Origin of the sequence: Paraburkholderia largidicola (genome assembly GCF_013426895.1) — a bacterium.
In the GTDB taxonomy this organism is placed as follows: domain Bacteria; phylum Pseudomonadota; class Gammaproteobacteria; order Burkholderiales; family Burkholderiaceae; genus Paraburkholderia; species Paraburkholderia largidicola.
Genome location: NZ_AP023174.1, coordinates 2312845 through 2329435, shown reverse-complemented (window position 1 = coordinate 2329435; position 16591 = coordinate 2312845). Strand labels below are relative to the sequence as shown.

General features: G+C 63.7%; 17 protein-coding genes. 9 read left to right on the top strand and 8 right to left on the bottom strand.

Translation table 11 applies throughout. The annotated features are described in order from the left end of the window. Positions 1-10 precede the first annotated feature (10 nt). Positions 11-790: a DUF899 domain-containing protein gene (locus PPGU16_RS10445; protein ID WP_180719925.1), complete on the top strand. Its 780-nt coding sequence runs from the start codon at positions 11-13 to the stop codon at positions 788-790. Positions 791-841: 51 nt separating this feature from the next. Here PPGU16_RS10445 and PPGU16_RS10440 read toward each other — a convergent pair whose 3' ends face one another. Then, positions 842-1024 (bottom strand): hypothetical protein, encoded by a 183-nt coding sequence (locus tag PPGU16_RS10440; protein WP_180719924.1) that lies wholly within the window; start codon positions 1022-1024, stop codon positions 842-844. A gap of 151 nt (positions 1025-1175) precedes the next feature. After that, positions 1176-2081 (bottom strand): NAD-dependent epimerase/dehydratase family protein, encoded by a 906-nt coding sequence (locus PPGU16_RS10435; protein WP_180719923.1) that lies wholly within the window; start codon positions 2079-2081, stop codon positions 1176-1178. Positions 2082-2496: 415 nt separating this feature from the next. Between PPGU16_RS10435 and hutH the strand changes: the two genes are divergently transcribed. From hutH to PPGU16_RS10395, 8 genes are all read left to right on the top strand, one after another. Then, a complete protein-coding gene (gene hutH / locus PPGU16_RS10430; protein WP_180719922.1) occupies positions 2497-4020 on the top strand; it encodes a histidine ammonia-lyase in 1524 nt (507 codons plus the stop codon). Between the two features lie 26 nt (positions 4021-4046). Continuing rightward, positions 4047-4742, top strand: coding sequence for a histidine utilization transcriptional repressor HutC (hutC, locus tag PPGU16_RS10425; protein ID WP_054930175.1), 696 nt, complete (start codon positions 4047-4049; stop codon positions 4740-4742). A 61-nt stretch (positions 4743-4803) separates the two neighbouring features. Beyond that, positions 4804-6492 carry a urocanate hydratase gene (hutU, locus tag PPGU16_RS10420; protein ID WP_180719921.1) on the top strand — a complete coding sequence of 563 codons (1689 nt, stop codon included), beginning with the start codon at positions 4804-4806 and terminating at the stop codon, positions 6490-6492. Positions 6493-6494: 2 nt separating this feature from the next. Then, positions 6495-7112 (top strand): HutD/Ves family protein, encoded by a 618-nt coding sequence (locus tag PPGU16_RS10415; RefSeq protein WP_180719920.1) that lies wholly within the window; start codon positions 6495-6497, stop codon positions 7110-7112. 30 nt (positions 7113-7142) lie between these two features. Further along, complete coding sequence (gene hutI, locus PPGU16_RS10410; RefSeq protein WP_180719919.1) at positions 7143-8363, top strand: imidazolonepropionase; 1221 nt, start codon at positions 7143-7145, stop codon at positions 8361-8363. 25 nt (positions 8364-8388) lie between these two features. After that, a complete protein-coding gene (locus PPGU16_RS10405; RefSeq protein ID WP_180719918.1) occupies positions 8389-9792 on the top strand; it encodes a formimidoylglutamate deiminase in 1404 nt (467 codons plus the stop codon). Between the two features lie 31 nt (positions 9793-9823). Beyond that, entirely contained in the window at positions 9824-10636 is an 813-nt protein-coding gene (gene hutG, locus PPGU16_RS10400; protein ID WP_180722599.1) for an N-formylglutamate deformylase, read from the top strand. A 361-nt stretch (positions 10637-10997) separates the two neighbouring features. After that, positions 10998-11660, top strand: coding sequence for a hypothetical protein (locus PPGU16_RS10395; RefSeq protein ID WP_180719917.1), 663 nt, complete (start codon positions 10998-11000; stop codon positions 11658-11660). Positions 11661-11712: 52 nt separating this feature from the next. Here PPGU16_RS10395 and fnr read toward each other — a convergent pair whose 3' ends face one another. The 6 genes from fnr to flhD all read right to left on the bottom strand — a co-directional run bounded on the left by fnr (position 11713) and on the right by flhD (position 16289). Beyond that, positions 11713-12525 carry a fumarate/nitrate reduction transcriptional regulator Fnr gene (gene fnr, locus PPGU16_RS10390; protein WP_180719916.1) on the bottom strand — a complete coding sequence of 271 codons (813 nt, stop codon included), beginning with the start codon at positions 12523-12525 and terminating at the stop codon, positions 11713-11715. 175 nt (positions 12526-12700) lie between these two features. Next, on the bottom strand, positions 12701-13348 hold the full coding sequence (locus PPGU16_RS10385) for a response regulator (protein WP_180719915.1): 648 nt from the start codon (positions 13346-13348) through the stop codon (positions 12701-12703). Beyond that, positions 13345-14691, bottom strand: a complete 1347-nt coding sequence (locus PPGU16_RS10380; protein ID WP_180719914.1) for a PAS domain-containing sensor histidine kinase — start codon at positions 14689-14691, stop codon at positions 13345-13347. The genes PPGU16_RS10385 and PPGU16_RS10380 overlap by 4 nt, the downstream gene beginning before the upstream one ends. Before the next feature lie 332 nt (positions 14692-15023). Further along, positions 15024-15329 carry a flagellar transcriptional regulator FlhD gene (locus tag PPGU16_RS10375; RefSeq protein WP_243460532.1) on the bottom strand — a complete coding sequence of 102 codons (306 nt, stop codon included), beginning with the start codon at positions 15327-15329 and terminating at the stop codon, positions 15024-15026. A gap of 70 nt (positions 15330-15399) precedes the next feature. Further along, a complete protein-coding gene (flhC, locus tag PPGU16_RS10370) occupies positions 15400-15975 on the bottom strand; it encodes a flagellar transcriptional regulator FlhC (protein WP_180719912.1) in 576 nt (191 codons plus the stop codon). Then, on the bottom strand, positions 15975-16289 hold the full coding sequence (gene flhD / locus PPGU16_RS10365) for a flagellar transcriptional regulator FlhD (protein ID WP_180719911.1): 315 nt from the start codon (positions 16287-16289) through the stop codon (positions 15975-15977). The genes flhC and flhD overlap by 1 nt, the downstream gene beginning before the upstream one ends. Positions 16290-16591: the final 302 nt, after the last annotated feature.

Sequence of the window (16591 nt, the reverse complement as noted above, 5' to 3'; positions counted from 1 at the left end):
GGAGGAGCAGATGGAAGAGCACAACATCGTTTCACGCGAAGCATGGCTGGCCGCGCAACAAGCGCATCTCGCGGAGGAGAAGGCGTTCACGCGCGCCCGCGATGCGCTCGTGAAAAAGCGTCAGGCACTGCCGTGGATGAAGATCGACAAGACCTATACCTTCGATACACGCGACGGCACGAAGACGCTCGCCGATCTGTTCGCGGGTCATAGCCAGCTGATCGTCTATCACTTCATGCTCGGGCCGGATTGGGAGCAGGGCTGTCCCGGCTGCTCGTTCCTCTCCGATCACATCGACGGCGCGCTCGTGCATCTCGCGCATCGCGATGTTACGTATGTGGCTGTGTCGCGCGCGCCGCTCGAGAAAATCGATGCATACAAAACCCGCATGGGATGGCAGTTCCCCTGGGTGTCGTCGTTCGGCGGCGACTTCAATTACGACTTCGACGTGTCGTTCACGCCGGAGCAGGAGACGCAAGGCAAGGTCGTCTACAACTTCGAGACGCAGGACTATGCGTGCGACGAACTGCCCGGCATGAGCGTGTTTTACCGGAACGACAAGGGCGAGATCTTTCGCACGTTCTCGTCGTATGGCCGCGGCGGCGAGCCGCTGATCGGCACCTATACGCTGCTCGATTTCGTGCCGAAGGGCCGCGATGAAGACGAAAACAAGATGATGGGCTGGCTGCGCCGTCACGACAGTTACGAAGACGGCGTGACGGGGAAGACGCTAGCGCAGGAAAAGCAGAGGGCGGGCGCCTGTTGTCATGAGGCGGCGCACAAGAACTGATGTGCTCTCAGGCGGCGAAAGGCACTAAGCCGACGCGACACGGGTCTGCATTCACAGCGACATTTCGAATGCGGGCCTGAGAAACTCCTGGATGGCCATCACGACCAGGCCCATCGCGCCCGACGCAAGCGTCAGCGTGCCGTACTCGTCGTAACGCGAGTCGTACAGGCACGCGACGATAAACAGAATCGCGAGCAGGTTGGTCAGCCAGTCGAAATTAAGTGCAAGCAACATTGAATGATCCGGGCTCGAGCCGAAAGATCGAGGTTGTCATCAACCTGATCGAACATCGCCGATTCTAGCGATGCGAGCTTACGGATACGCAACAGCCTGGCTTACAACGTGTGCGCTGGCCAACCTTCCATGCGCGGTTTCGACGCGTGTTTTACGCGTCTTTCATCATGTCGTTCTCGATCCACTTGATGACCGATGTATGCGTCGGCTGCCAGTCGAGCAGTTTGCGTGCGCGAGTGCCGCGTACGCGGCTGTTCGAGCCGAGACCATACGACGCCATTTCATAGCCCCATTCGCCAATCGCCTGATCGAGCGGCCAGTCCTGTGCCGGGCCGAGACGCATCGCTTTGGCGATCGCATCCGTCATCTCGCGGAACGACGCCTCACCGCTTTCGACGAAATAGAACGTGCCCGCCGGGCTCTTGTCGAGCGCAAGGCGATACAGTTCGACCACGTCGTCGATGAAAACATTCGACCAGATATTGCCGCCACTGCCCACGTGCCGCACGATGCCGCTCTTTTGCGCCTGACGCACGAGGCGCGGCAGTTGCACGCTCGCGCTGCCTTTGACGGCGCCATGCCCGTAGATCAGCGTGTTGCACAACACCGACGAGCGAACGCCACGTTTTGCCGCGTCGAGCACGAGATTGTCGATTGCGACGCGCGGCGCCTTGTCGGCCGTCGGCTCGGGTAGCGCGTCTTCCGTGTAGATCTTCGCCTCGCCGCGCTCGCCGCCCGACGCATCGCCGACGATGCTCGAACCGCTCGTATGCAGAAACGGCTTGCCCGAGCCGTCGAGTCCTTCGATCAACGCTTCCACTGCGCCGCGATGGTCGCTGCTCGCCGCGTTGATGACGGCGTCGGCGGCTTTGGCTTGCGCGATCAGCAGATCGCGGTCGTCGAGCGTGCCGACGATGGGCTCGATGCCAAGGCGTTTCAGTTCGGCCGCATGCTCCGGATTGCGGATCAGGCCCGTTACGCGATGGCCCGCGCGCACGAGACCCGCCGCGATCGAACCGCCGATAAAACCGCTTGCGCCAGTGATGAAGATGTTCAAGACGTTCTCCTTCGAGAGAAAGCTGGGAATGACTTCAGTATGGGGGCGGGCGAGTTTTGCAAAAAGCGCGTCAGTCTCAAATCAATCTTGATCTGGAGTCAAGAATCGCTGTCGATGGAACGTGAAGCGGGCACGCGCGATGGACGGCGGAGCGGGGCGAGCACCGTTTTTTGTCCGCTTGCCAACCCGAAAATTGGACGTGTATATACAAGTTATCGGGCATTTCCCGGCGAGAGGCTTCCCGAGCCGCGTGCGCCGAGGCAAAAGAGGGCGGCGCCGCAACTGCCAGAACCATGCCAGCCAACCCGCTGCGCCTAATGGAAACTCCCTATCCCAAACCCCAAAAATTTGAGTTGTATATACAAGCTGACGCCGCTACACTTTCTCAAAATTTGTATAGACAGGAATTCACATCATGATCCTTACGCCCGGCTCCCTGACTTTGCCCCAACTGCGCCAGATCGCGCGTGAGCAGGTCTCTCTGGAACTCGATCCCGCGAGCTTCGCCGCGATCGACGCATGCGCTCAAGCCGTCGCGGACATCGCCGCGAAGGGCGAGCCGGCGTACGGCATCAATACGGGCTTCGGCCGTCTGGCGAGCACGCATATTCCGCACGACCAGCTCGAACTGTTGCAGCGCAATCTGGTGCTCTCGCATGCCGTCGGCGTGGGCGAGCCGATGTCACAGCCCGTCGTGCGCCTGCTGATGGCGCTCAAGCTGTCGAGCCTCGGCCGTGGCCATTCGGGCATCCGTCGCGAAGTGATGGAAGCGCTCATCAAGCTGTTCAACGCCGACGTGCTGCCCGTGATTCCCGTGAAGGGTTCGGTGGGCGCATCGGGCGACCTCGCCCCGCTCGCGCATATGTCCGCCGTGCTGCTCGGCGTCGGTGAAGTGTTCGCGAAGGGCGAGCGCGTCCCGGCGACGGAAGGTCTGCGCCTCGTCGGCCTGAAGCCGCTGACGCTGCAAGCAAAGGAAGGCCTTGCGCTGCTGAACGGCACGCAGGCATCGACGGCGCTCGCGCTGTACAACATGTTCGCGATCGAAGACCTGTTCCGCACGGGGCTGGTGGCGGGCGCGCTGTCGGTGGACGCGGCGATGGGCTCCGTCAAGCCGTTCGATCACCGCATTCATGCGCTGCGCGGCCATCAAGGCCAGATCGACGCGGCGGCGGCGTATCGCACGCTGCTCGACGGCTCGGCCATCAACGTTTCGCACGCCGACTGCGACAAGGTGCAAGACCCGTACAGCCTGCGCTGCCAGCCGCAAGTCATGGGCGCGTGCCTCGACCAGATGCGCGCCGCTGCGCGAGTGCTGCTCGTCGAAGCGAACGCCGTGTCGGACAACCCGCTGATCTTCCCGGATACGGGCGAAGTGCTGTCGGGCGGCAACTTCCACGCTGAACCTGTCGCGTTCGCCGCCGACAACCTCGCGCTCGCCGCTTCGGAAATCGGCGCGCTCGCTGAGCGCCGCATCGCGCTGCTGATCGACGCGACGCTGTCGGGCCTGCCGCCGTTCCTCGTCAGGGATGGTGGCGTGAACTCGGGCTTCATGATCGCGCACGTCACGGCTGCCGCGCTCGCGTCGGAGAACAAGACGCTGGCTCATCCGGCTTCCGTCGATTCACTGCCTACGTCCGCGAACCAGGAAGATCACGTGTCGATGGCGACCTTCGCCGCGCGCAAGCTTGCCGACATCGCCGAGAACACCGCGAACATCCTGTCGATCGAACTGCTCGCCGCCGCGCAAGGCGTCGATCTGCGCGCGCCGCACAAGACCAGCCCGTCGCTGCAGAAGGTGATGGACACGATCCGTGCTCAGGTCGCGCACTACGAACTCGATCACTACTTCGCGCCTGACATCGCTGCATGCACGAAGCTCGTACAGGAAGGCACGATCGCGTCGCACAGCCCGTTCTCGTTCGTCTCCGAGCAACGTTAATTCATTCGCATAGCGAGACGCCCGGCATGAACGCACCGGCCTACCAGGGAATCAAGGACTTCATCCTCGCCCGCATTCACGCGGGCGAATGGAGCGAAGGCCATCAGGTTCCATCGGAGAACGAGCTTGCGCGCGAATTCAACGTCGCGCGCATGACAGTCAACCGCGCGCTGCGCGAGCTGACGGCCGATCAGGTGCTCACGCGCGTTCAGGGCTCGGGTACGTTCGTCGCGCGGCCGAAGTATGAATCGACGCTGGTGGCGATCCGCAGCATCTCCGACGAGATCGTCGCGCGCGGTCATCGTTATCACGCGAAGGTGCTGCACGTGGGCGCCGCGATCGCCGACGAAGAACTCGCCGCCGAAATGCAGGTGAGCGCGGGCAACCCGATTTTTCATTCGCGTGTGCTGCACTTCGAGAACGACGAGCCCGTCCAGCTCGAAGAGCGTTGGGTGAATCCGGCTGTCGCGCCCGAATACGCGTTGCAGGACTTCACGAACACGACGCCTAACCAGTATCTCGTGCGCGTCGCGCCGCTGCAGCGCGTCGAGTACCGCATCGAAGCCGCCGCGCCGGATGCCGACACCCGCCGGCATCTGACGATGGACGACGCCGAACCTTGCCTCGTGCTGCACAGGCGCACGTGGTCGCAGGGTGTGGTCGCTTCGGTGGCCAACCTGTGGCACCCCGGCAACCGCTATCGGTTCACCGGCCACTTTTAGATTCCAGTTTCCGTTCAATCTTCGACTCCGTTACCGAGTTATCAGCGCTTCCGAGGGCATCATGAACAACCCGAAACACATCGACCCGCGTCTCGACCCGACCCGCACGATCCGCGCGCCGCGCGGCAGCGAGAAAACCTGCAAGACCTGGATCGCGGAAGCCGCGTACCGGATGATCCAGAACAATCTGGACCCGGAAGTGGCCGAGCATCCGCATGCGCTCGTCGTGTATGGCGGTATCGGCCGTGCTGCGCGCAACTGGGATTGCTTCGATCAGATCCTCACGTCGCTGAAGGACCTCGAAGAGAACGAGACGCTGCTGATTCAATCGGGCAAGCCTGTTGGCGTGTTCCGCACGCATGCCGACGCGCCGCGCGTGCTGCTCGCGAACTCGAACCTCGTGCCGCACTGGGCGAACTGGGATCACTTCCACGAACTCGACCGCAAGGGCCTGATGATGTACGGCCAGATGACGGCGGGCAGCTGGATCTATATCGGTAGCCAGGGCATCGTGCAGGGCACGTACGAGACGTTCTTCTCGGTGGCGAACCAGCACTTCAACGGCGACCCGAAGGGCCGCTGGATCCTGACGGGCGGCCTCGGCGGCATGGGCGGCGCGCAGCCGCTCGCAGCGACGATGGCAGGCTTCTCGATGATCGCCGTCGAATGCGATGAGTCGCGCATCGACTTCCGTCTGAAGACGCGTTACGTCGACAAGAAGGCGATGACGCTCGACGAAGCGCTCGCAATGATCGAAGAAGCGAAGAAGACGGGTACGCCCGTATCGATCGGCTTGCTCGGCAACGCCGCCGACGTGTTCGCCGAACTCGTGAAGCGCAACATCACGCCGGACTGCGTGACCGACCAGACCAGCGCGCACGACCCGATTCACGGCTATCTGCCGCAAGGCTGGAAGATCGAAGACTGGCGCGAGCGCATGAAGACGGACCCGCAGAGCATCGTGACGCCCGCCAAACAGTCGATGGCCAAGCAGGTGCAAGCCATGCTGACGCTGCAGGAACGCGGCGCGGCGACGCTCGACTACGGCAACAACATCCGTCAGATGGCGCTGGAAATGGGCGTGCAGAACGCGTTCGATTTCCCCGGCTTCGTGCCCGCGTATATCCGTCCGCTGTTCTGCGAAGGCAAGGGCCCGTTCCGCTGGGTTGCGCTGTCGGGTGATCCGGAAGATATCTACAAGACGGACCAGAAGGTCAAGGAACTGATCCCCGATGATCCGCATCTGCACAACTGGCTCGACATGGCGCGTGAACGTATCGCGTTCCAGGGCTTGCCGGCGCGTATCTGCTGGGTGGGCGTGAAGGATCGCTATCGTCTGGGCCAGGCGTTCAACGAAATGGTCAAGAACGGCGAACTGAAGGCGCCGATCGTCATCGGCCGCGATCACCTGGATACGGGTTCCGTCGCGAGCCCGAACCGCGAAACGGAATCGATGAAGGACGGCTCGGATGCCGTCAGCGACTGGCCGCTGCTCAACGCACTGCTGAACACGGCAGGCGGCGCATCGTGGGTCTCGCTGCATCATGGCGGCGGTGTCGGCATGGGCTTCAGCCAGCACTCGGGCGTCGTGATCGTCGCCGATGGCACAGATGAAGCGCGTGAACGTCTCGGCCGCGTGTTGTTCAACGATCCGGCAACGGGCGTGATGCGTCACGCGGACGCCGGCTACGAACTCGCGCAGGAAACGGCGCGCGAAGCCGGTCTCAAGCTGCCGATGCTGGGCCGCTGATCGTGTCCGCGACGCGATCGTCTGCAAGCGTGTCGCTGATTCGCGGCGCGGACCTCGTGGCGTCGCCGTGGAAGAACGGCGGCGGCGTCACGCGCGAAGTCGCCGCGTTCCCCGAGGGCGCGGCGCTCGATTCGTTCGTATGGCGCGTGAGCGTTGCCGACGTTGCGCAAGCCGGTCCGTTCTCGCGTTTCGCGGGAATCGACCGGACGCTTGCGCTGTTGTCTGGCGCGGGCATGTTGCTCGACGAAGCTGGCGGGGTGACGCACGCGCTGCGCGAACCGCTCGACATCGCGCGCTTCGAAGGCGAAACGGCCATCGACGCGCGTCTCGTCAACGGCGCGACGCGCGACTTCAACCTGATGGTGCGGCGTGGCGCAGCAACGGGCGACGTTGCCGTGTGGCGCGATGAGACGCGCGCGCAACTCGATGCCGACGTCGTGCTGCTGTTCTGCGCACAAGGCGAGTTGCACGTCACGACCGAAAGCGCTGCGAATACGACGACGCTCGTCGCTAACGACACCTTGCGCATCGACAACGCCCGCGCGCTGTCCTGCGACGTCAAAGGGAAGGGCGCGCTGCTCGCCGTCAGCATCCGTTACACCGACACATCACAAGCCTGAGCGCTTGCACACCTCACAGACAGCCCTGCCATGAAGCAAACCGTCTGGAACCATCTGAAGCTCTGTCCGCAGGGCGATCCCAATCAAACGATCGACGATGCCGCGATCGCCGTCGAGAACGGCCGCATCGTGTGGCTCGGCGTTGCGCACGAGTTGCCCGCGCAATATACCGCGTGGCCGCGCGAAGACCTGGGCGGCGCATGGGTCACGCCAGGCCTTGTCGATTGCCATACGCATCTCGTGTACGGCGGCCAGCGCGCCGACGAATTTGCGCAGCGGCTCGCGGGCGTCAGCTACGAAGCCATCGCGAAGCAGGGCGGCGGCATCGTGTCGACAGTGCGCGCCACGCGTGCCGCCGATGAAGCGTCGCTGTTCGCGCAGTCGGCCGCGCGTCTCGAGCCGATGATTGCCGAAGGCCTCACCGCCGTCGAAATCAAATCCGGCTACGGGCTCGATCTGCCAAGCGAGCGCAAGATGTTGCGCGTCGCGCGTCAACTCGGCGAGCGTTATCCCGTGACGGTTTACACGACGTTTCTCGGCGCGCATGCGTTGCCGCCGGAATTCGCGGGCCGCGCCGACGATTACATCGACGAAGTCTGCGAACGCATGCTGCCCGCGCTGGCCGACGAAGGTCTCGTCGATGCCGTCGATGTGTTCTGCGAGCGCATCGGCTTTTCGCTTGAACAGAGCGAGCGCGTGTTCAATGCGGCTGCGCGTCGCGGGCTGCCCGTCAAGATGCATGCGGAGCAGTTGTCGAACGGCGGCGGCACGGCGCTCGCCGCGCGGCATCGCGCATTGTCGGCGGATCACCTGGAGTTTCTCGATGAGGCAGGCGTCGCCGCGATGAAGGAAGCGGGCACGGTCGCCGTGCTGCTGCCTGGCGCGTTCTACTTCATCCGCGAAACGCAGTTGCCGCCGCTCGAACTGTTGCGCCGCTATGACGTGCCGATTGCAATTTCGACGGACAGCAATCCGGGCACATCGCCTACGACTTCGTTGCCGCTGATGATGAACATGGCGACGACGCTGTTCCGCATGACCGTCCCCGAGGTGCTGCAAGGCGTGACGCACCACGCGGCGCAGGCGCTCGGCAAGGCGGACACGCATGGCGTGCTGGCAGTTGGCCGCGTGGCCGATTTCGCGGTGTGGTCGGTGCAGTCGCTCGCGGAACTCGCTTACTGGATTGGACGACCGCTTTGCGAGCGCGTCGTGCGCGGTGGCGACACCGTCTATACGCGTCGCCCTCTTTGAGCCCGATGCGAGAATGGGATCGAACATGACTCAAGCCACTCAATCGCTTTTTGCCGATCACGCGTATCTGCCCGAAGGCTGGCGGCGCAACGTGCTGCTGCAATGGGACGCGCAAGGCGCGCTGATCTCGGTGACACCCGATGCGCAAGCACCCGCAGGCGTCGCCAAAGCCAGCGGTCCCGTGTTGCCCGGCATGCCGAACCTGCATTCGCACGCGTTCCAGCGCGCGATGGCGGGCCTCACCGAATATCGCGCTTCATTTGGCACAGCGGCGACGGACAACTTCTGGAGCTGGCGCGACCTGATGTATCGCTTTGCCGCGCGCATCACGCCGGAAGGGCTCGCATCGATCGCGCAATGGCTTTACATCGAGATGCTGAAGGCGGGCTACACGTCCGTCTGCGAATTCCATTACGTGCATCACATGCAGGACGGCAAGCGCTACGCGAACGATGCAGAACTCGCGCAACGCGTGGTCGATGCGGCGGGCACGAGCGGCATCGGCATGACGATGCTGCCTGTGCTGTATCAGTACGCGGGCTTCGGCGCGCAGCCGCCGCGCGATGACCAGCGCCGCTTCATCAACACGCCGGAGAGCCTGCTCGGATTGCTCGACACGCTGCGCCGCGCGCGTCCCGAACATGGCGCGCTGCGTTACGGCGTCGCGCCGCATTCGTTGCGCGCGGTGTCGAACGATTCGCTGCGCGAGTTGCTGAACGGACTCGATGCCATGTCGCCCGGTGCGCCTGTGCACATCCATATCGCCGAGCAAACGGCGGAAGTGGACGCCTGCGTCGAGACGGAAGGCGCGCGGCCCGTTCAATGGCTGCTCGATCGCTTCGATGTCGACGCGCGCTGGTGCCTCGTGCACGCAACGCATGTCGACGCCACTGAAACGGCTGCGCTCGCGAAGAGCGGCGCCATCGCTGGCCTGTGCCTGACAACGGAAGCGAATCTCGGCGACGGCATTTTCCCCGCGCACGATTATCTGGAGCAAAAGGGGCGCATCGGCGTCGGCAGCGACAGCCATATCGGCGTCGACTGGCGTTCGGAACTACGGCTGCTCGAATACGGTCAACGTCTGTCGAGACGGCAGCGCAACGTGCTCGCGTCGGCTGACATGCCGCGCGTCGCGGACCGTCTGTACGCGGCGTCGCTGGAAGGCGGCGCGCTCGCGACGGGCCGTGTTGTGGGCGCGCTGCGCGAGGGCGCGCGCGCCGACTTCATCGTGCTCGATGCAGACCACGCGAGCATCGCCGAACATGCGAACGACGCATGGCTTTCGGGTGTCGTATTCTGTGAGCATGGCGAGACACCCATTCGCGATGTGTACGCGGGCGGTGCGAAAGTCGTCGACAACCGCCGGCATCGCGATGAAGAACACGCGTATGCGCAATATCGCGCGGCGCTCGCCGAACTGCTGAAGTGAACCCGAGTCAACCTTGAGAAGCACCGACGACATGACCGCCACCGATACCTTGCCCGTCTTCTCGCTGCATCGGGGAAGCCTGCCGTTCCTGATCTCGATTCCGCATCTGGGCACGCGCCTTCCCGCCGATATCGCCGCGCAGATGACGCCCGTTGCCGCCCGCACCGACGATTGCGACTGGCATCTCGACCGCCTGTACGCGTTCGCAAAACGCATGGGCGCGTCGATCCTGACGCCGACGTATGCGCGCTACGTGATCGATCTGAACCGTCCGCCCGATGGCGCGAACCTCTATCCGGGGCAGGACACGACAGGCCTGCTGCCCGTCGATACGTTCGACAAGGAGCCGCTCTATCGCGACGGCCACCTGCCCGACGACGCCGAAGTCGCGCGACGCCGCGACCTGTACTGGAAGCCGTATCACGAAGCCTTGCAGGGCGAACTGGCGGCGTTGAAGGCGCAGCACGGCAAGGTGCTGCTGTGGGAGGCGCATTCGATCCGCTCGCATGTGCCGCGTTTCTTCGACGGCCGGCTGCCTGACTTCAACTTCGGCTCGTCGAATGGCGCGAGCGCGGCGCCGGGGCTTGCCGAAGCGCTCGCGAAGATCGTCGACGGGCATGGCGGCTATACGGCCGTCGCGAACGGCCGCTTCAAGGGCGGCTATATCACGCGCCACTATGGCCAGCCTGCGCAGAACGTGCATGCGGTACAGCTCGAGCTGTCGCAGATCACCTATATGCAGGAACAGATGCCGTATGCGTACGACGAAGCGCTCGCCGGCAAAATCGAGCCGCTGCTCGAAAAGCTCGTGAAGACGGCGCTCGCGCACGTCGCGGCAGTCTGAACGACGCGTGCGCGCGGGCTTCGGGCCTCGCGCGCCGCGACCTCGCAGGCGTGCGTCCGGACGCCTCGTTGCTCTCCCTTGATTTGCCGCGTGGCGAAGTCCACATGGCGAAATTCATCCGTCCTCGCGCCTCGGTGCGGAACGCCGCCCGCTCGCCGGGGTCAATCCTCAGTGAAACGCCCATGCACCGTGGCGCGCGCCCGTGTTGTCGTTGCGCCGCAACCGCCGTGCGAATCCGGTTGCGCGCCGCATGGCGATGCGACTATCGTTGTCGGACGCGGCGCATGGGCATGCGCGTTGCGGTGCGTATGGCCCGATCAACGCAGGCCTAGCAGCAAGACTGATGAAGGAAGACCCAGCGATGGAATATTCCGACGAATCCCTGCTTCCCATCTGGCGGGCCAATCTGGCGTTGCTGACGCGGGAGGTTGGTGCAGTGACGCGTCTTGCGCGGATGATGACCTTTTCCGCGTCGTATCTGAAGCTGATGCTCGCCGGCCAGCGCGACTTCAGCGAGGAATTCGTGCGCGGCGTCGAATCGGTGACAGGGCTGCCCGCCGGCTGGATGGATGCGCCCCACGAACCCGCCGACGTGCCGGACAATGCGCGCGAAGCGATCGACAACGAAACACCGCTCGCGCGTTTTCGCGGCACGGCGCATCCGGTACGCAAGAAATCGGTGCTGCGTCCGCCGGAGCCGATTTTCGGACAGCAGGCGCAGCGCCGTCCGGAAGACGAAGTCCACGAAGCCGAACAGCACCGGCGCCAGGCGTATTTTCGCAAGGTGCGCGATCTCGCCGTGCAGGAAGTGCGGCGCTTCGAGCGCTCGCTGACGCATCCGACCGTCGAGTTCGCATCGGTGCGCGCCAAAGTCGAAGACGTGCTGTCGGCCGCCGAGCTCGACGACCCCATACACGCCGATCTTGCCGGCCGCCTCGAACAGATCGACAAGCATCGGCACATGCTGCTGCGTCACACCGAACGGTTGCATGCATTGCTAGTGCAATTGGGCGAAGAGGGTTGAAGGCGCAGCGTCGCGGCCGCTATTGCGTCGCGAGCATCGCTTGCATGACGTGTCAGAGCCGCGCGAGCGCGCCGCTGTCCAGAATGCGGATCTGCTTGCCGCGCGCCTGCACGAGTCTTTCCTGGTGGAGCCTCGAGAACATGCGGCTCGCCGTTTCGAGCGTGATGCCCAGATAGCTGCCGATCTCGCTGCGCGTCATGCGCATGTTGAATTCCGTCGCCGAGTAGCCGCGCGTGCCGTAGCGGTCGGCGAGATTCAGCAGGAACGCCGCGACGCGCTGCTCGGCGCGCATCGTGCCGAGCAGCATGATCATGTTCGATTCGCGGACGATCTCGCGGCTCATCACCTTGTGCAGATGCCGCTGCATCGGCTTGATTGCGCGGCACAGGTCTTCGAGCGGCTCGAATGGAATCACGCAGACGGTGCTGCGTTCGAGCGCAATGGCGCCGCACAGATGCTGCGCGCCGACTATCCCGTCGAGCCCCAGCATTTCCCCCGCGATCTGGAAGCCCGTCACCTGTTCGCGTCCTTCGCGATGCATGACGACCGTCTTGAACGAGCCACTGCGCAGAATGTAGACGTTGTGAAACGGATCGTTCGCGCGATACAGACTTGCGCCGCGCTGCACGGTGCGCACTTCCTGAACCAGCGAATCGACTTGCGCGAGTTCCTCGGCGTTCAGGTCGCCCGGATTGCAAATCGGGTTGATCGCGCATTGCGAACAGCGCGGCGCGGCATGCTGCGTGCCGCCTGGCTGGAACTTGCGCACCAGGTCGGTTGCCTGTGTGAACGGCGAGGGCGTGAGCGTCGGTGCATCGGCGAGTAGCAAGGTGGCCTCCTTTTCGGGAACGCGCGTGCGGGCCATGGTGCACGCGCAATGAAATGGTGTCGTACGGCGTCCCCGCTGCAGGTGGACAGCACGGCACGCAATGTCAGTGCCGAAAGTATGTTGGGTGCTGTCTCAAAATTGAATCAGCGGCGAATGAATCTGCGGTCAGCCAATCGGAGTGCGTGTAGGGTGTCGCCTACACGAGGCCCGTTCACGGCTCCTCGCTGTCATCGAACAGCTTGTGGCGCATCGCATAGCGCACCAGCGCCGCGCCGTGCGGCATCTCCATCTTGTCGAGAATGCGTGCCTTGTAGGTGCTGATCGTCTTGGTGCTGACGCACAACTGCGTGGCGATCTCGCCGATCGTCTGGCCCGCCGTGATGCGTCGGAACACGTCGAATTCGCGGTCGCTCAGCCGTTGATGCGGCAGCATCTCGAGCGGCTCGTGCAGGTTGCGCGCGAAACGCTCGGCCATCGAAAGGCTCATATAGACGCCGCCCCCCGCGATCTTCGTCAACGCGCTCACCAGCTCGCTGCTCGCGCTTTCCTTCGTCAGATAGCCGGATGCACCGGCCTTGAATGCGCGCACCGCGTACTGATGCTCGCCGTGCATCGTCAGCACGAGGATGTGGAGGGCAGGGTTGTTGGCCTTGATCTGCGGGATCATTTCGACGCCGTTGCGCCCCGGCATCGACAGATCGAGGATCAGGATGTGCGCGTGCGTCGAGCGCACCAGTGCGATCGTGCTGGCCGCGTCCGCGGCTTCGCCCGCCACTTCGAACTCGGGTGAGCCCTTCAGGATATGGCGCAGACCTTCGCGTATCAGCGCGTGGTCGTCGGCGATGAGAATGCGGATCATGGCTGGGTCTCTTCAGATTGCAATGCGTCCAGCGCAAACGTGATGGACAGGTTGAAGCCGTGCCCGGGCTCGCCTGTCGATAGCGTGCCGCCGAGCATATGGACCCTCTCGCGAATGCCGAGCAGACCGAAGTTTCTGCCGGTGCGCGGATCGTGCGTGCGCTCGACAGCGGGCAGGCCGCGGCCGTCGTCGACGATGTCGAGCGTGCAGTGCTCGCCATTCACCCGTATTTCGAGCGTGACGAGCGTCGCTTGCGCATGCTTTGCGACATTCGTCAGCGCTTCCTGGACGATGCGGAAGATCGCCGTCGCCGCGCCATGCGAGAACGCGGCCGATCCCACGTCGAGCCGGCGGGCGACGCGTATGCCATAGCGTTGGGAGAAATCGTCGGCGAGCCAGTCGATCGCCGCGACGAGGCCGAGATCGTCGAGCATCGCGGGCCGCTGGTTGGCCGCGATCCGCCGCACGGACGCAACCGTCGCGTCGATCACGCGCGCCATGGCATCGAGCCGTTCATGCACGTAGGCGTCGTCGATGCCCTCGCTGTGCAGCGCATGCTCGATCACGGAGAGATCCATCTTCAGCGCGGTCAGCGATTGTCCGAGATCGTCGTGCAGCTCTCGCGCGATGTGCGCCTTCTCCTCTTCGCGCACACGCTGCAGGTTGGCGGACAGCTCGCGCAGGTCCTCGCGCGACTGTCTGAGCGCTTCTTCGGCGCGCATGCGCTCGGTGATGTCGCGCAGCATCACGGTATAGAGCTTCTCGTTGCCGTACTGGCTTTGCGAAATGGAGGCTTCGATCGGGAACTCGCGACCGTCGGCGCGCACTGCATACAGCACGCGCTGGCTGCCCATGCGCCGGTCAGACCCGCCCGTCGCGCCGAAATGCTCGACATGCTTCGCATGCGCCACGCGGAACCGTTCGGGGATGAAGCGCGAGAGCGGGCCGCCTATGACCGTTGCGGCATCGCAGCCGAGCAGTTCCTCCGCCATCGGGTTCATCAGGACGATGCGCTGCATCGCATCGATCGTCACGATGGCTTCGCGTGACGAGCGGACGATCGCCGTGAGGCGCGCTTCGTCGAACGTTTGAACGGGTGCTGCGCCCGGCGCGTCGGTGTCGAACGGTTGCTCGCGGGTGAGTCGGCCGGGCCGCTCGCGACGGTGCGACCATACGATGCAGGCGACCACGCAGGCTAGCACCGTCGCGCCCGCGACGATCGTCGTCCATCGCAACGTGAGGCAGGCTGTGAAGGAGGCCACGAACACGCCCGCCATGAAGACGGCGAGCGTCGTCAATGCCGTGCGCAGGCTCAGGCCGGATGGCGATGCAACAGTGTTCATGTGCTGGTTTAAATCGTCAGGTTGCAGCGGGCGGGCTCGATGTTGCGATGTTCTCTTGTGGCGCTGCTGTCAGCGGGCGCGTCCGTGAGGGCGAAACGCGCTCCGGGACGTGCCGTGGTGGGTGCTGCATGTTTCCGTTGCGCCGCGTCGGACGATCCTCACGAATGCTCGGTGACAATCATATGTCGAATAGGATAACTATCAACGCACGCGACTGGAAACGATGTTCTCAAAATTGGAAAGCCCTAAGAATGTTGGGTCGTGCTACGGCAGATTCGCATTGTGTTCATGCAGCCTAGATGCGCGGAGCAGGCCGCGATCCGGATAACTGCTCACGCCGCGAGCGGCTCGTCCGTTTGCCGCTCGACACCGCGCGGAACGCTGTGAACGAGGGACGCCAGCAGCGCGCAGTCGTCGAGCGCGAAGCGGCAGAACAGCATGTTGGTCGCGGCAAGCCTCACGATCTGTTCGGACGGCAAGCTTGCAAGCTCATCCACCGATTCCTCGCCGACTCTGAGCAGACGCATGGCCCTCGTCCTGTCGATGCGTGCAAGCCGCTGCGCAAGAGAGAGGAAGGACAGATTGACTTCCCGTATTTCCTTGAGTGTTTCGATGCGGTCCAACGCTTGAATCTCCATTCACTAGAAGCAGGCCCCGAGCGCGGTGTGTGTTTGCGCGCGGAGTCTCGTCCCGTCGTGCGGGGCCAGTCTATTGTTCGGCTTTGGCCGGGCGGCCTGTTTTCCCCGCTCGCGACGGCGGCTTGCACAGGCCGCAGACGTAGCCGGGTTCCAGTTCGTAGGCGAGCACTAGGAAATTTCCCTTGCAGCAACTGCACGTTCCGAGATGCAGCATGTCGTGCTCGACGAACCTCACGAGTGTCCACGCTCGGGTAAAGCTCAACACGGGCTCCGTGCCTCGCGGCACGTGCTCGAGATAGAGCCGGTACGCCGCGATGATCGCCGTGATCCGCCTGATGTCGCGTTGCGCGGAAATGGATCGGTACAACGCATGGAACAGCGACGCGTGGATGTTCGGCAACCACGTCACGTACCAGTCCGCAGAGAAGGGCAACATGCCTTTCGGCGGCGACTCGCGGTGCAACTCCTTGTAAAGGCGAATCAGGCGATCACGCGACAGCGTCGTTTCGGCTTGCGTAACCTGCAGCCGCGCGCCGAGTTCGAACAGTTCGATAGCGAGCAGCGTTTCGCTCACGTCGTCGAGAAGCCGCCGTTGCCCCGGGTCTGCACGCGCGACGACGGCCTTCAACGCAGCAAGCGCGGTCATTACAGAGTCCCCGCTGGCACTTGCGCGAGCAGCATGGCGGCGTGCATCGACTGCATGTCGTGCCGGCCGAAGCTGTCGCTGAGCGCGCTCAGCGCCGATCGCTCCTGCAGACCGACACCGCACAGCAGCATGTCCGACTCCGCGAGCCGCACGATCTGCGCGGCGGACAGGCCGGCGATGATCGCCGTCAGTTGCGTCGACATCCCGAGGCGCACGGGTGCCTCGACGGGGTTCCTGCGTGCGAGGCTTTGAGCCAGCATCAGATACGCCAGATTGACGTCGCGTATCTCCGAAAAAACATCATCAGCGTCCATGATTTCCTCGCAGGCAAGGCGCCGTGGCTACGATCGGCCGGTTCATCCGGACGGGATGGCATCGCAATGCGACCCGCGTGAGGCGACCGTAGCGCTGACGGCAATTTCCCGATCGAGAGTATTGCCGGTGCTGTCTCAAAATAAAATGGGTGTTCGGTTGAATCGCGCGTAGGGCGGGGGAGCCTCGTGTAGGGAATGGATGACAGATCGGTTTCCGGGCGGCGTGTTGCGCGTGTGGTCATTGATCTGAACCACTTCATCGATCTACCGATCGCTTGTCCTAAGATTGATGGGTGGTTTAT

What these genes read in the sequence shown, in the direction of transcription:
- PPGU16_RS10445 (WP_180719925.1), top strand. Translation starts at nt 11, where the DNA reads ATGGAAGAGCACAACATCGTTTCACGCGAAGCATGGCTGGCCGCGCAA.
- PPGU16_RS10440 (WP_180719924.1), bottom strand. Translation starts at nt 1,024, where the DNA reads ATGTTGCTTGCACTTAATTTCGACTGGCTGACCAACCTGCTCGCGATT.
- hutH (WP_180719922.1), top strand. Translation starts at nt 2,497, where the DNA reads ATGATCCTTACGCCCGGCTCCCTGACTTTGCCCCAACTGCGCCAGATC.
- hutC (WP_054930175.1), top strand. Translation starts at nt 4,047, where the DNA reads ATGAACGCACCGGCCTACCAGGGAATCAAGGACTTCATCCTCGCCCGC.
- hutU (WP_180719921.1), top strand. Translation starts at nt 4,804, where the DNA reads ATGAACAACCCGAAACACATCGACCCGCGTCTCGACCCGACCCGCACG.
- hutI (WP_180719919.1), top strand. Translation starts at nt 7,143, where the DNA reads ATGAAGCAAACCGTCTGGAACCATCTGAAGCTCTGTCCGCAGGGCGAT.
- PPGU16_RS10405 (WP_180719918.1), top strand. Translation starts at nt 8,389, where the DNA reads ATGACTCAAGCCACTCAATCGCTTTTTGCCGATCACGCGTATCTGCCC.
- hutG (WP_180722599.1), top strand. Translation starts at nt 9,824, where the DNA reads ATGACCGCCACCGATACCTTGCCCGTCTTCTCGCTGCATCGGGGAAGC.
- PPGU16_RS10395 (WP_180719917.1), top strand. Translation starts at nt 10,998, where the DNA reads ATGGAATATTCCGACGAATCCCTGCTTCCCATCTGGCGGGCCAATCTG.
- fnr (WP_180719916.1), bottom strand. Translation starts at nt 12,525, where the DNA reads ATGGCCCGCACGCGCGTTCCCGAAAAGGAGGCCACCTTGCTACTCGCC.
- PPGU16_RS10385 (WP_180719915.1), bottom strand. Translation starts at nt 13,348, where the DNA reads ATGATCCGCATTCTCATCGCCGACGACCACGCGCTGATACGCGAAGGT.
- PPGU16_RS10380 (WP_180719914.1), bottom strand. Translation starts at nt 14,691, where the DNA reads ATGAACACTGTTGCATCGCCATCCGGCCTGAGCCTGCGCACGGCATTG.
- PPGU16_RS10375 (WP_243460532.1), bottom strand. Translation starts at nt 15,329, where the DNA reads ATGGAGATTCAAGCGTTGGACCGCATCGAAACACTCAAGGAAATACGG.
- flhC (WP_180719912.1), bottom strand. Translation starts at nt 15,975, where the DNA reads ATGACCGCGCTTGCTGCGTTGAAGGCCGTCGTCGCGCGTGCAGACCCG.
- flhD (WP_180719911.1), bottom strand. Translation starts at nt 16,289, where the DNA reads ATGGACGCTGATGATGTTTTTTCGGAGATACGCGACGTCAATCTGGCG.